This is a genomic window from Sphingobium sp. D43FB (assembly GCF_002312805.1).
Taxonomy (GTDB): domain Bacteria; phylum Pseudomonadota; class Alphaproteobacteria; order Sphingomonadales; family Sphingomonadaceae; genus Sphingobium.
Genome location: NZ_NMUA01000004.1, coordinates 192395 through 205984, shown reverse-complemented (window position 1 = coordinate 205984; position 13590 = coordinate 192395). Strand labels below are relative to the sequence as shown.

Annotated in this window: 15 protein-coding genes; 5 read left to right on the top strand and 10 right to left on the bottom strand. The window is 60.7% G+C overall.

Features of this window, described 5'->3' with window-relative positions:
* Positions 1-210: 210 nt before the first annotated feature.
* Together SxD43FB_RS05860 and SxD43FB_RS05855 are read right to left on the bottom strand one after the other, a co-directional pair.
* The gene (locus tag SxD43FB_RS05860) at positions 211-981 is read right to left on the bottom strand and encodes a tyrosine-type recombinase/integrase (RefSeq protein WP_096061367.1); all 771 of its coding nucleotides are present in this window, start codon (positions 979-981) and stop codon (positions 211-213) included.
* The gene (locus SxD43FB_RS05855) at positions 978-2192 is read right to left on the bottom strand and encodes a site-specific integrase (RefSeq protein ID WP_096061366.1); all 1215 of its coding nucleotides are present in this window, start codon (positions 2190-2192) and stop codon (positions 978-980) included. Before SxD43FB_RS05855 ends, SxD43FB_RS05860 begins: the two co-directional genes overlap by 4 nt.
* Positions 2193-2318: 126 nt before the next feature.
* On the opposite strand from SxD43FB_RS05855, the gene SxD43FB_RS05850 reads away from it, so the two are divergent.
* Positions 2319-2963 (top strand): hypothetical protein, encoded by a 645-nt coding sequence (locus SxD43FB_RS05850; RefSeq protein WP_096061365.1) that lies wholly within the window; start codon positions 2319-2321, stop codon positions 2961-2963.
* Between the two features lie 5 nt (positions 2964-2968).
* Complete coding sequence (locus SxD43FB_RS05845; RefSeq protein ID WP_096061364.1) at positions 2969-3406, top strand: hypothetical protein; 438 nt, start codon at positions 2969-2971, stop codon at positions 3404-3406.
* 35 nt (positions 3407-3441) lie between these two features.
* Here SxD43FB_RS05845 and SxD43FB_RS24645 read toward each other — a convergent pair whose 3' ends face one another.
* From SxD43FB_RS24645 to SxD43FB_RS05830, 3 genes are all read right to left on the bottom strand, one after another.
* Entirely contained in the window at positions 3442-4944 is a 1503-nt protein-coding gene (locus tag SxD43FB_RS24645) for an IS630 family transposase (RefSeq protein ID WP_217988777.1), read from the bottom strand.
* 260 nt (positions 4945-5204) lie between these two features.
* The gene (locus SxD43FB_RS05835; RefSeq protein ID WP_096061362.1) at positions 5205-5924 is read right to left on the bottom strand and encodes an ArdC-like ssDNA-binding domain-containing protein; all 720 of its coding nucleotides are present in this window, start codon (positions 5922-5924) and stop codon (positions 5205-5207) included.
* Between the two features lie 407 nt (positions 5925-6331).
* Positions 6332-8119 (bottom strand): ParB/RepB/Spo0J family partition protein, encoded by a 1788-nt coding sequence (locus SxD43FB_RS05830; RefSeq protein ID WP_096061361.1) that lies wholly within the window; start codon positions 8117-8119, stop codon positions 6332-6334.
* Positions 8120-8557: 438 nt separating this feature from the next.
* Between SxD43FB_RS05830 and SxD43FB_RS05825 the strand changes: the two genes are divergently transcribed.
* The 3 genes from SxD43FB_RS05825 to SxD43FB_RS05820 all read left to right on the top strand — a co-directional run bounded on the left by SxD43FB_RS05825 (position 8558) and on the right by SxD43FB_RS05820 (position 10262).
* Entirely contained in the window at positions 8558-9454 is an 897-nt protein-coding gene (locus SxD43FB_RS05825; RefSeq protein ID WP_096061360.1) for an HNH endonuclease, read from the top strand.
* Positions 9455-9513: 59 nt separating this feature from the next.
* Entirely contained in the window at positions 9514-9714 is a 201-nt protein-coding gene (locus SxD43FB_RS24640; RefSeq protein ID WP_141249462.1) for a DUF5818 domain-containing protein, read from the top strand.
* A gap of 182 nt (positions 9715-9896) precedes the next feature.
* Positions 9897-10262 (top strand): PilZ domain-containing protein, encoded by a 366-nt coding sequence (locus tag SxD43FB_RS05820; RefSeq protein WP_141249461.1) that lies wholly within the window; start codon positions 9897-9899, stop codon positions 10260-10262.
* A 166-nt stretch (positions 10263-10428) separates the two neighbouring features.
* Here the strand turns inward: SxD43FB_RS05820 and SxD43FB_RS05815 are convergent, their stop codons facing one another.
* The 5 genes from SxD43FB_RS05815 to SxD43FB_RS05795 form a co-directional block, all read right to left on the bottom strand.
* Positions 10429-10632, bottom strand: coding sequence for a hypothetical protein (locus tag SxD43FB_RS05815; protein WP_043151851.1), 204 nt, complete (start codon positions 10630-10632; stop codon positions 10429-10431).
* Between the two features lie 283 nt (positions 10633-10915).
* The gene (locus SxD43FB_RS05810; RefSeq protein ID WP_096061358.1) at positions 10916-11347 is read right to left on the bottom strand and encodes a DUF1810 domain-containing protein; all 432 of its coding nucleotides are present in this window, start codon (positions 11345-11347) and stop codon (positions 10916-10918) included.
* A gap of 206 nt (positions 11348-11553) precedes the next feature.
* Positions 11554-11991: a DUF3800 domain-containing protein gene (locus SxD43FB_RS05805; protein ID WP_217988776.1), complete on the bottom strand. Its 438-nt coding sequence runs from the start codon at positions 11989-11991 to the stop codon at positions 11554-11556.
* Positions 11992-12071: 80 nt separating this feature from the next.
* Positions 12072-12323: a DUF3800 domain-containing protein gene (locus SxD43FB_RS05800; RefSeq protein ID WP_096061356.1), complete on the bottom strand. Its 252-nt coding sequence runs from the start codon at positions 12321-12323 to the stop codon at positions 12072-12074.
* A gap of 1026 nt (positions 12324-13349) precedes the next feature.
* Complete coding sequence (locus tag SxD43FB_RS05795) at positions 13350-13574, bottom strand: hypothetical protein (RefSeq protein WP_141249460.1); 225 nt, start codon at positions 13572-13574, stop codon at positions 13350-13352.
* Positions 13575-13590: the final 16 nt, after the last annotated feature.

Genomic DNA, 13590 nt, shown 5'->3' with positions numbered 1-13590 from the left:
TCTCGTCGAGGATCTGCAGCTTATATCTGGCGCCGAAGTTCCGCCGACGTGGCCGGTCGGAGAGCTCGGGCGATGCCGCCGCAGGCGCTGCCACCAGCGTCGGCCTGCGGCCTTCCTCGGCGGCAGCGCCTGCGGCGGCGGAGTTCGTCTCGTCGTTTGGAATACGCGGCATAACCATGGTGATATCTCATCCGCGCCCTCAAGGCTAAATTACCGGCGGTGCTTTGTCTCACCGTCGTTGGCACGGAGGGGGGGACCACGACCGTGGCGCCCCTCGGTCTGAGGTTCACGCAGGCCAATGCGTTGGCACACATGTGCAAAGTTGTAGCGCGCGCCGCAATCGCCGAGCCTGCTTCCATCGCATTTGACGAAGAACGGAACCGATGCGGCCCCCAGCAACCGGTCCCTCTGGGCGATATAGGCGCGCAGCCGGTCGAGAACAGTATCGTGGACGGGAAGCAGGCGCTCCTTGCCAAGCTTGCCGCAGCGGATGTGAACGATACCGGTACCGAGATCCACGTCGCCGGTATTGAGGCTCAGCGCCTCATTGATCCGCGTGCCCGTCACCGCGATCAACCCGAACAGGGTCGAACAGGTCAGACCGCGCATGCCATAGATTGACGGCAACTGCGCTGCTTCTTCGACGATGGTGGCGATCTGCGCCGGGGTGAAGATATAGGGATGCGTTCTGCAATAGCGGTAAGGGACCAGCCCACGGGGAAGCACTTCATGGGCAGCGTCCATGCCATGAAGCCACTGGCTGAACAGGCGTACCATGATGAAGCGAGCGCCCCATGTCGATCGTCTGGCGTTGCCGAACGCTCCCTGCCAGCGCAGGAACAGGTCGGTCGTGACATGATCGACGCCCTGCTCATCGGCATATTGCACGAAGCGGCGCAGTGCCCTTTCGGCTGTGCCCAGATCATATCCGAGGCTGCGCCTAACGCTGAGATAGCGGTCAAGTTCATGAGCGAGAGTCATTGTGCCTCTCCCGCCACCGGCCACGGTTTTGCGATCGAACGCAGGCCGTCGATATCCAGCTTCGCATAGATCATCGTCGAAGCGCGCGACCTATGGCGCAGCATGTCGCCGATTTCGGCAAGTGACGCGCCGTTGCGCACCATGTTCGTCGCCAGGCTGTGGCGAAGGACATGCGATCCTACATACGGGCCGGGCGGAGTGACGCCGGTCGCGGCGAAGGCATCCTGCAATATGGTGTTGATGACCTGCCCATCCTTGAAGGGGCCATTTGGCGCCCGCAACGAGACGAACAGCGTCCGTGATCCCGATACGCGCTCCTGACGGATATAGGTTGCGATCGCTTCTCCGACATCCGGCGGAACAGGCAGGCGATCATGCCGCTGGCCCTTGCCCCGGACGAGCAACTCACCGGCGCGCCAGTCGACATCGTCAAGCTGGATGGCGATCACCTCCGGTGCCCGCAGCCCGAGCCGCGCCATCATCAGCAGCATCGCATGATCGCGCAGTCCATGCTTCGGATTATCACGGACCCATGCGAGCAGGGCTTCGATCTGCTCAGGCGACAGGAAGCGCGGCAGCCTCGCACCCCAGCGCTGGGCGACGGTCGGCACGCACAGCGCAAGGTTGGTTTCCGTGACGCCGCGCTGGAACAGATATTGGAAGAAGTTGCGCAGGTGGGTGGCGGCGGTCTTGTCGCGATAGGGACCTTTTCTCCCGAGCAGATATTGAAGGAAGGATATTACATCGCCTGCGCTGATCGCCGCGAGATCGGTTTCGTCGCTGCCGAACCGATGGTCGAGGAAGCGGTCGGCAAAGCGCCAGGAATGGTAGATCGTACGCGGACTGATCCCGCGCTGCCTCACCAGATACTCTTCATAATCGACGCGCAACGCTGCACGGGCCATCTGCCCCGGTGTCGCGACCGGAGCTGGCACCGTGCCGCTGGTAATAAGATGGGCGACAAAGCGCCGTGCGATATTCTGGCATTTGTTGGGCTCGCGCCGGTTGCGTTCGTCATTGCGAACCAACTCGGCCGCCCGTTTCGCTGTCAGGTCTTGTGGCGATATTTCGGCGGCTTCGATCAGGGATACCAACCGCGTCAGCAGGACCCGATAGGTCTTTATCGTTTGAGGCTTGTAGTTTTCGGCGGTCAGCCGCTCCATGAACGTGGCGATATCTCGGTGGAACAGGCATTGCAGGTCGTTCGGCATTTTTCGTGCTCCTTGCTATGGAAGCACGATCCGACCCTTGCGACCGCCCCGGCCGCAATACTATCGTCAGCTCGTAATAGCCGATTAGGGCATGACGATCATGATCTTTGTTGCGGGCGGGACGATATGAAGAAGGCGACCAAGGGGCCGAGCATTAAGACGGCCCAGGCATTGCTGGCGAAGCATGAGTGCCCCGTGCCGTTCCACGAGGTACGCACCCGCTTCCTGGGCAATATCGCAACGCCCGCGATTTCAGCCTCGCCGCTTCAGATCATCAAGGACCTTTGGGGTGGCGAACTGCCCCCCTTTGACAGCATCGAGGAGGTCAACGAACTGCTGGATACTCTGGTGCAAGGGCTCTGGAACGACCTCACCCGGCATCAGAAGCGCAGTCAGCCGTTCCGGCTGACCCGCCCGTCCACGGAGCCGACCGCCGTCGACCTGGGCCAATATGGCCTCGTTCGCCTCCAAGAACTGGATGGGTTCATTGAAGGCCTGTTCAATGGCGAAGACGTCATCGACCTGCCTGAACGGGCGCACGAGGCCGTCGACCGTCTTGCGGAGATGCGCGCTATGATGGCGGGTATTTGCGAGCTGGTTTCGCACGCACCGGATGCAGATGACGCCGCCAAGTTAGGCACGACCTTCAGCCATTTGCGCGAACTGACGCGGGTCATGGAGACCGAGATCAACGAGGCCGTATTGTCCTGCACCCGCGCGCGCCGTCAGATGATCGAGGGCATCCTCACCGAGAAGCCGACGGTGCATTGACGGCCATGATATCCGAAGACCAACTCCGCGAGAAGTTGCGCAAGATCGAAGCGCTCTACGCCGGTGCAAAGACCGACGGCGAGAAGTCTGCCGCTGGCGCAGCGGCGGAGCGCATCAGGGTCAAATTCCAGAACGCCAGCAAGCAGGAGCGTGCCGAAGAGTTCAAATTCTCGATTACAGATCCCTGGTCCCGTCAGCTTTTTATCGCCCTATGCCGCCGATACGGCCTCAAGCCCTTCCGCTACGCGCGGATGCACCGTCAGACCGTCATTATCCGTGCCCCGGCCAGCTTCGTCCAGATGACGCTTTGGCCGGAGTTTGAGGAACTGAGCAGTGCCCTCACTGCCCATCTCGACGAGATCACCACCAAGATCATCCGCGAGGAGGTGCACGAAGCCACCCAGGATGCCGACGAGATACGCGAACCACGCCAGCTACGGTGAGCACAGGCGACGATATTTTTGGTGCACCTGTCCTATTATCGCCAACGCGGGTCCTTGCAGTTGTTGCTATCGGAGAAGACTGGCGTCACGCGCTCGTTACCCCATATGCGTTTGCCCGCACGCTTGGGAGTGTCGCGGAACTGCTGGTTTCGCTCAGCAAAATAGCGGTCGATCGCGGCACGCACGGCGTCAGTCGATGGATAATTGCTGTTGTGGATGATGGCGCGCGCCATACCGCTAAAGACAGACTCGATGACGTTGAGGAACTGGGCGCCGGCAGGAAGTGGCGCGGTCTCGACACGCGGGTGACCGGCAGCTTCAGCAGTGTCGTTGTGCTCCTCGATCCGCTTTTTCAGCTTCTTGGAGATGTGCCACGACGCCGCATCCCAAGAAAGGTAAAGCGTCCGACGATCCGCGTATCTGTCGAGGAGGACATCCATCATGCGGATCATCTCGGTCGTATTTTTTCGGTCACTGTAAAAATGCGTTACCTGATTGCCGCTCAGTTCCAGGGCCGCCGTCATGATCAAGCATCCTTTGGACTTCTGCCATTGCGGGACAACCCGGTGGGGGCCGGGTGGGTCGAGCATCAGGCCCTGCTTCATTTTCACTGCGAACGGACCGAACTCATCGATCGAGAAGAAGGCCTCGTCTGGGGCAAGATTCGACAAGATCGCTTGGACTGCGGCGAGCTTTTCACGATAGGCGGGATCCTGCGATGTAAGGACGATTCTCGCCTTCCGCCATTTCCAGCCAGCATCGTGGATAATCTGACGAAGGACATGCTGACAAGCGGAGAACCCTTGGCGAGTGAGCACCGCCCTGAGATCGCACATTGTCCACGACGTTCGATTAATCCCATGATCCTTCGGCGGCTCATGTAGCAGGCGGAAGACCGCAGCCTTCAGGTCTTCACTTTCAGCCTTTCGCGGTCCTCTCGTCATCGGCGCAAGAAGCTGTTCGACGCCTCCTTCCTGATATGCCCGCAGGTACCGGCGGCATGTATTGCGGCTTAAGCCAAGGCATGCGCTGATCCGCCTGATAGGGAAGCCCTGTTCATGCGCCAAAACTGCAATTGCGCGATTTCGCTGCCGACTCCTTGGATCGTGGATGTTGCTACGGAGTCGATTGATAACGTCTGGGGCTCCCCGCAAGGGCAGTTCCGTGTTGTTTCCCCGGACCTGATCGATCCAGTTCGCCACTTCGGTTGTACGCTCTAACCTGCGGTCTCGGTGAAGGCGTAACGTTATGCTTGCCGATCCTTTCGGTGCATGGGGAGCAAGTTGATAAGCTCGTGGCGTTCTCACGATGGTTAGTCTTTTTATGGATCCCAAATCGCCAATCGGCCGAACTACGACGTCGATTTCGGGCACTTGCACGCTGCGGCAATATCGACGAACGCTGTCGTATCCCCCGCCATAACCATGTTGATCCCGCAATAATCGGAAGATGGCGGCGATACCTCTGCGTTCGCATTGTGGTCGAGCATCATCCTCGACGAGCATCGCATCGATCAAACGCTCGTAATCGTTGATCAATGTTGGCTGCTTCGCGCGAACGTACCGGGGGGGCTTATCTCTCCGCAGCATCTTTCGAACAGTGTTGCGGCTTAATCCCTCCGCTTGAGAGACGCCCCTGATCGACTCTCCTCCACCGAAGACGCGGCGTCGAACACGAGTCCATAGGCCCGGATCGGTGTGCATTGTCGTTCTCGCTTATCAACTTTCTCCGGCGAGTAGAATGCGCGCACCCTGGAGACTGCGCTAGTCTCAATTGGCCGTGTCACAGATGCCCTCGATTATGCCGAACTTTCGCATGGCTGATCCGCAGAAATCTGACGTTCTGCGCAGCCATGCGGCATAATCCGGCGCGCGGCATAATGCCCCAGCTCATGCAGGACGGTACGATACCAGTTGATCGGCTCGAAATACTGCTCCGCCCGTGGCACAGCGATATAATCATCCTGCGGGGCATAGAAAGCCTGATTGCCGCCAATATGGATATCCGCGCCGCTGGCCTCTATCAGCGCCTCCGCACGGGGGATGATGATCGCCTCATTCCACGTCGTGACCGGGGCAGGCGCAACGCCCTCCAGCCCTTCGCACTGGTCAACATTGAAGACGGTAAAGCGTTTGAGGAAAGCAACCTGCCTCGGCTCGCCATCGGGTCCGAACGTCGCTTCGTCCTGCCCCTTGGGCGTGAACCTGTCAGCATAACAAACGGTCGTGCCCTGTTCGCCCTTGCGGACATTGCCGCCTAAGGCCTGCGCCTGTCGGTAGGTCAGCCAGCGTTGCGAGCCATAGCCCCGTTCGAACAGACGCGCCCACAGGATCAGCACATTGATGCCCGAATAGCGCCGTCCCGTTCCAGCATTGCGCGGCAGTCCAGGTGGGGCGGTGCCGCTGTCCCATGGCAGCACCCATGGTAGGGTGCCTTCCTCCAGTTGCGCGATGATCCGGTCCGTCACCTCGCTGTAGAGGGTCGCGCCCGTGCGCGTGGTCTTGGCCTGATAGCCCATGTCCTTCCTCCTTCCCGCATCGCACCGTCCGCCGGAGTGGCGGGGGTGGGCGGCAGGAGCGAACCGGCAGGCCCACCGAACGAGGCGGGCTGCATCCGAAGGACTGAAACGAAGAGGAGGAGCCGGCTTGCCGGCTTGCGGCCCGCCGCGGTGGGACTAGAGGGTAGCGACGCCCACCCCCGCCGCGCCGAAAGGCCGATAGATTAAAACCAGACGCCATCGCGCCCATCGCGCGATGTCCGCAGCCAGACCCTTCGCGCTGCATCCGCAGCGCTCCGCATCCCCAAGGACTTATCGAAACCACCCCGCCGGGCGGCGCAGCCGACCGGCGCAAAAATTGGCCCACCACCATGACCCGCGATCAGGGAAAGGCGGGCAACGGTTCCCCGTCACCCGCCTCCGAGACTTCACGCTGCCTGCTGGACCGGCTCCTCCTCAAGCTCGACGGCAATCGCTGCGCCTTCGTCCACCGCCTCGCTCTGTTCCGCGCCTTCCGTCTCGAGCAGTGGCGCAACCGTCTCCCACCGCTCGACGCTGCCAACGCCACCCCGGTCGGTATAAGCCGAAGGCGGAAAGGCCATCCAGCGCGGCACCCAGCCCTCCCGCTTCTCACGACCATTGGTCCCGTTGAGGCAGTCCCGCACTATCTGGCGCTGCACCTTGGCAGTCGCCCCGGCATTACCCGCAGCGGCCTCCTTGCCTGCCACATCGGCAAGCACATGGTTCATCACCGCCTTGTCGCGGATCAGGTCAAGCATGCTATCGTCCGCCTGCCAGCAGGCCGCCATATCCACGTCCAGTTGCACGCCCAGCAATTCAATCAGCGCCGATCCCGCTTCCAGCGTCTCGCCCATGATGATGGCAAGGATGCCCAGCACGGTGGCGTCATCCAAGTCGAGCAGCCGCTGATAGAGGGGAAGGAGATCACGGTCATAGGCATGGCCGGTCACGGTCGGCATGTCGGGGTCCAGTCCAAGCAGGTCAAGCGCGATCCGGCGCTCCTTGTCGAACGCCGCTTCCGATGCGCAGTTCTCGACGCTTTCCGTAATCGAATCGGTTACGCCCCGCTGCGCGGCAACGTCCACCCGCCATAGCGACGATCCGGCGATGGCATGGGCGACCACCAACCGCAGGGCGATCGCAGGCGCGGTCGCAACCTTTGCCCGCACGGCGGCATGCCGGTGGAGGTCGATATAGCTGGCCAGCGGCGCGGAAAGTTCGGGACGAACGGGCTTCTCGACGCTGTCGCCTGCCGCCAACTTGCGCGCCTCCTTGAGCGTCACATAGCCCTCATGGATGCTGACATCGCCGCTATGGCCGGTAGCGATATAGACCCGCCCGCCCTTGGACTTGGGGCAACGCTCATGTTCCCAGCTGTGGAAGGTCTCGCCCCGCGCCATGATGGCAACGTCCTGCCATCCGGCTTCGCGATAGGCCTCGGCCTTCGTCGCGATCGCGTCGTCCTGCATCTGCCAGAAAAGGCCAGCATCGGCGAAATAGCTGTTCTCGCCGAACAGGTCCGCCACGATCCCGCCCTTGTAATCGGCCGGATCGAACAGCGCCTTGTCGGTCGCAATCGCACTACCGCCCAGCAGCCACGCCTTCACATGATGCCCGACCGGCGGACGTGCGTCCTCATCGTCCAGCAGCGCCAGCCATTCGCGCTGCCGGGTCTTGGACGCCAAGGTCAGATGCCGCATGGTGACGGCGTCAATCCGGTCATTGCGATAGAGGTTGCGGATGCGGGGCAGAAGATTGCCCAAGGCCAACGTCCGCTTCACCTGCAAAGCGGTCAATCCAAAGGTCAGCGAGATATCTTCGGGTGACCGACCTTCCTTGACCAGCCGCGTGAAGGTTTCCCACCGCGTCACTTCATCGGGATCAAGCCGGGCGATATTCTCGATGAGCGATGCCTCCAGCGCTGCCGCATCATCCCCCGCCTCCATGATCGCGCAGGGCAGCGGATCGATGCTCCCTTCCTCCTGCGCCACGATCAGCGCCGCATGATAGCGCCGCTTGCCCGCCACGATCTCATAGGTGGTGGGGCTACCATTCTGCCGCACGATCAGCGGCACCAGCACGCCCCGCGCCCGCACCGACGGCAGGATGTTGGTGAGGTCCGGTGCCTTCTTCACGCCGCGCATGTTGACGGGCGAAACCGAGAGGCAGGCAATGTCGATATGCTTGAGTTCCATCTTCCTTACTCCTTGCCAGACACCGGACCCGGAAAGCGGGGTGGGCGGCAAGAGCGCACCGGAAGGCCCGGACAAGCGGCGGGCTGCATCCGAAGGACCGCAACGCAAGTGAAGGAGCCGTGCCACCGGCCGGCTTGCCGCCCGCCGCGACGGGCCTAGAGGGAAGCGACGCCCACACCGCTTGACCGGGACCGGCCCACGCCATCGCCCCAAGCGATGTCCGCCAGTGATCCGCTAAGGATCGCGCGTCAGCGATCGGAACCCGGCAGGGCCGAGACAGGCGGAGCAGGCTCGGTGGAGCGCAAGCGCAATAGAGCGCGGCCCAAAGGGGGCGCCCAGAAAACCCCCAAGAAAAACAGCTATCCCTTGCCTGGTCCCCACAAGACAGGTCATGGTCCATACTGCGGTCGATCCCGCATCTGGGGGGATAACAAGGCCATGGCCTTTGGCGTTTTCATTCATCGATCAGACTCGATCTACGACGACAGCCCAGCCGAACGCTATCAGTTCCCCTCCCAATATCTTGGCCGGGTCTCCGCCTGCATCCATGACTGGATCGTCTATTACGAGCCCGTGAAGGTCAGCGGCACCCGCGGCTATTTTGCGGTCGCCAAAGTCAGCCAGGTCATTCCCGATCCCCAGGCACCCGGCATGTATATCGCCATGATCGAACCGGGCAGCTATCTCGAATTTGCGAACGCCGTGCCCTTCAACGGTCCCGACGGCCTGGCGGAGAGCGGCCTCCTTAACGACGCTGGCAAGATTTCCGGTCGTGCCCAGGCGGCGGTGCGCCCGATTTCGACGGCCGATTTCAACCATATCCTCGATCTAGGCCTGGACGAGCGTGCCCCGCTTCTGCCACGCGTCGATGATCTGACGCCGCCCCTCTTCCAGGATGAGGCCATGCCCCTCCTCGCCGAACAGGAACGCCGCCGCACGACAACACTCGTGTCCAGGATAGAGCGCGACCGCGTCTTCCGCCGTGTCGTCATGCGCGCCTATGACGAGCGCTGCGCCATCACCGGGCTCAAGCTCATCAACGGGGGCGGCAGGGCAGAAGCGGAGGCCGCCCATATCCGGCCAGTCGAAGCCAATGGCCCCGACAGCGTCCAGAACGGTATTGCCCTGTCCGGCACCGTCCACTGGATGTTCGACCGGGGGCTTATCAGCCTCTCGGACGATCTCGACATCATGATCTCCCGTCAGGCCAATGACAGCGACAGCATCACGGGCCTTATCAACAAGAGCCGCCGTGCCACTCTCCCAATCCGCGCAGCGGACCGGCCACACCCCCATTTCCTCGCCTGGCACCGGGACAATGTCTTCAAGCTCTGAATGCCGAACGTGCCAAAGCAGCCTGACCCGCCACCGGCATAGGCAAGGACCCTCAGCCCATGGCCAGATACCGCCCCATTATATTGGAGGGCCTGCTGATGCAGGAAGGCCGTCAGCTTATCCTGCAAATGTCCGACGGCGGGCAATGGCGGCTTCTGGCCCTTGGCAGGCAACAGCATCTTCTGGGTCGCCATGTATGCGTCGAGGGTGTGCGGGAAGACCATGATATTGTCGCCGTGGACAAGATCACCGCCAGATGACGGCGACAGCAGCGGGGGGGGGGCACCGCGAGCAGGCCATAGTCATGCTCCCGCATGGCATGCGCGGAGCGCGCAGGTGCGACAATGCCGAACCCCGCTCGAGCCCATCAATGACTCGGCGATGCCGACTCTGGAACAATCCAACCGCCTGTCGGTCTTACTATGGGGACGACAGGACAGATATGATGCGCAACGCCCTTGCCCAGACACCCGAACGTCGTCGAAGCCCACGCGAGACTGCCAACGTCCCATGCACGGTCAACTGGTCGGGCCTCTATGAGTTTGCCACGATCAGAAACATGTCGATCTACGGAGCGCAGCTCGACGGGTTCGAATTTCCGCCAGCCGGAACGGCCGTGACGATCGTCGTCAATCAGGTCGAAATCTGTGCGTCGATCATTTGGGCGGATGGCGAGACATGTGGGGTGCTGCTGGAACATGATGTCGATCCCGCAGCCTTCATTCGCGAACATTCCATCCGGCCGCTGGGGCATAAGGCGCCCCTGATCGGCACCATCACACATATGAATGTCCTTGGCGCATGCTGAATGTGACGTCGCCGCACGCCCTGAGCTTCAGCTGAACCTCACAAGGCAGCTAAAGCAAAGATCCAAGCCGACAGCGCTACGTTCGACGTCCGACTAGGAATAATGGGCAAAGTGCCTGCCAAAAATCGACCCCGTCAGCGAGCGACTGCTGACGAGGCCATCGCGGCTATTGATAGCCGCCTTCCTGTTCGCGCTTTTCCGCAGCATCCTTTTGGGCGTCCTCCAGTTCATCGGCGTCCTGCTCTTCCTCCTCGGCATCGACATCGACGTCGACATCCTCGTCGGTGCCATCGGTGCCGGGCAAATCGTCCATGGACGTGCCCTTCATATCGGCTTGGTCATTTTCGCCTGGAATCTGTTCGGGGAACATGGCTCTCTCCTTTCAGCTATGAACTCAGCCAGCCGGTGGGAGGCAAGCATGTTCCGTGCGGCTTTCGTTCGGTCCGCCACAGATCCGTCGACAGCGTGCAGGAAGGCGATCAGTGACGTACCGGCGCAGGAATGCTGAGTTGAACTGAAGAACCTCGATGCTTCGGGTCTTAGAGCCGGCATAGGATCCGGCATGAATATCGCACTATGCTGCCCATGATGCCGGGGGGAGGGCTCACGGTATCAGGGACTTTATGGTAGCATTGGTCGCTGAATCTAACAGGCTATCGCCCTGCCAGCAGCTTCCGAGTGGCATCATCCCGTACACTGGAGAACCAGCGGTCCAGCGCGGCGCCAAAAAGGTCACCACCGCCCGCCGATTCGAAAAGAGTAAGGGATGATCGCAGCTTCACGGCGTCTACTTCGCCAAACACACTGGTCGCACTGTTGCCGGGGGGCAAGGCCTGTAGAGTTTGTACACATTCCCGCAGCCGCCCGCCGAGCGTAATATGCTCCAAATATGCCACCGCCTCGTCCAGCGATGCGATGGCGTAATGCTGCGCAGTGGGGCTGCGGCCCAGACCGGCAAGCTGCGGAAATATGAACCACATCCAATGGCTCGTTTTTCTGCCCCTGTGCAGTTCGGCCAGTGCAATAGCGTAGGCGTCGCGCTGGGCATCGAGGAAACGCTTGAGATTGTGGCATTTGGTAGTCATCCAGCTATGACGCTGTGGTGGCCGGGTCGTTCCACATAACTGGAATGCGCCAGTTATCGCCGTTCAGAGGGCGATTTCCTTGTGCTTGGAAGCAGACATTCCAAGACATGCTAGACCGCCTTCCAGGAAAGACGGGGCTTGGGACATTGCCGCTATTCATGATACCCGTCCTGAACAGCAGCATGAGCCGGAACCTGTCGCTACAGCTACGGGGTTGGAGCGGGAAAGGGATGGGCATGCGAAACAAGGCTCGCGATTCGCGCGGTCGTCTGAACCGTTACCCGCTCTTTCAGACCCGATACGAAGGCATTCGCGGGACCGAACCGAGCTAGGTAAGGTCGGATGAGATCATAACCACGCGAGTCACCTGACTCATAATGCCGGAAGATCCAGTACGCCACCAGGTCCGCCATCTGGATCAGGCGAGACGCCTTGGAGTCCAGAAACAGTGGCACTTCCGCGAAGTTTCTGAGCTGTCCGGCCGCGTGACCGATATGCTTGAACACGTGAGACAGCGATTGAATCTTCTCTTCGTAATTGCTCTTGTCGAGTATCACGATCCCGCGTTGGGGATCACTCTTATAATAGAGGGATCGTAGATAGTCGTCAAAGCAACTGGCGACGTCCTCAAACGCGGTCGCCAAGATATCATTCGGATTCAGCAACTTCTTTTCGATGACACAAGCGTAGACCCGCAAACCGAGCTGGCGATTGGAAAGCAGGTTCAGGTGTCCACCACCGCTTGGACGCGATCCTGCGGAGGGACCCCCTTCCAACCGTCCTTGCCGCTGCGCATCGGACTACCATGGAGCTCGATATCGCGCGGGTTGATGGCATTGAAGCGCGCCGCGACGGGATCGATCTGACCTTCGAGCCAATGGGTCTGACGCTCGAAGATGCTGAAACCGGCGAGCACGAAGAACTCAGTGTTCGGATCATGAGAGTGGCCGGATTCGTCGAGGTAGAGTAGATACACCGGCGTCTCTCAAGAAAAAAGCGGACCCCAACGGACCCGCTTCCCGCTGCTGAACTGGTAAGCCAGGTGAAGCAATCGTTCAACGCACCGACGAATCAGCGCTCCTAGCTTAAGCAGCTACTTAGGTAACCACTCGACCTATGGCAAGTGTTATGTTCTTGATAGAAGCGTTTGCACTTCTATCGTCTCCTCGCAGACGACCGCTCCTGTTCATATCGAGACACCTATCTCGTGGAACGGCCACAAGCGGAGAAGTCCGGCGGCTCCGCCATCAGCAAGTCATGAACGTCTGCGATGGAGGTCCAGCCAGCGCGCCCATAATCCCTGCCGAAGGACGACAGGCGCTCGTTGGTGAAGATCGCTGAGCGCACCCGGACGAGAAGGCAACAGGCGGCGCCCGTTGAACCGCATGATTCTGAACTGCCTGACAACTAGCCGTTTTTGTCCAGAGCCGACATTCAAGTTTTGCTTTTGGAGCTTCTTAACTTGGTCGGGGGGCGACGGCAAGGGAATGGCCGCTATCCAAGAGTCCGAACCCCAAACCAGTCTGTCGCCTATCGGCCAGAATTTGCCTTTGGGAACTTGGGTCAACACTAATAATCCGAGCTGGGCAGGTGAAACGGAGCCATCAGACGGGCAGCGAGTCCCCAAGTTATCGCAACATCAACAATCATCGACATCCCGAACCGTCCCGGCCGTCACGAAGCAAGGAATCGCATGGTGGCGGGGATAGGCAAGCTCGCCTCCCCCATTCCCGGCCGCGCGGTCACCATCACCCACAGTTGGCCTAGCCAGGATCAATTGTCTCTCACCGTCGCGACCATGGGCGTGGAGGTGCCCTGCATGATTGATGCGCAAGACACACACCTGCGGGTGACCCTGCAACTGCCTAGCCATGCTGCGTCTCATGTCCGGACTGATCAAGGTGACCGTCCAACAACAGGGCGAACGCCTGCTGCTCGACAAGAAATCCGATCAAAGGCCTGGCGCGCGCAGCAGCAAAGGTCAGGCCGATGTTAGCCTTCATCAGTCCCTTCGCTGCCGCGCATAGAGCAGCGCCGCGACAATGGCGGCGGAACCGATCCCAACAGCGGCACCCAGGATTTTCACTGGGCCTGATAGCCTGGTGTCCTGTTCGACTTCGCTCGCCTCGGTCGAAAGCGCATCTGCCTGTATGCTTTCGGCATGCGGCGCTGTGTGTGCGGGATAGGGTGCCGTGCTGCCTGGGGGCACGGAAGGCCGATGTGTCATATATTCTCTCCTTGGG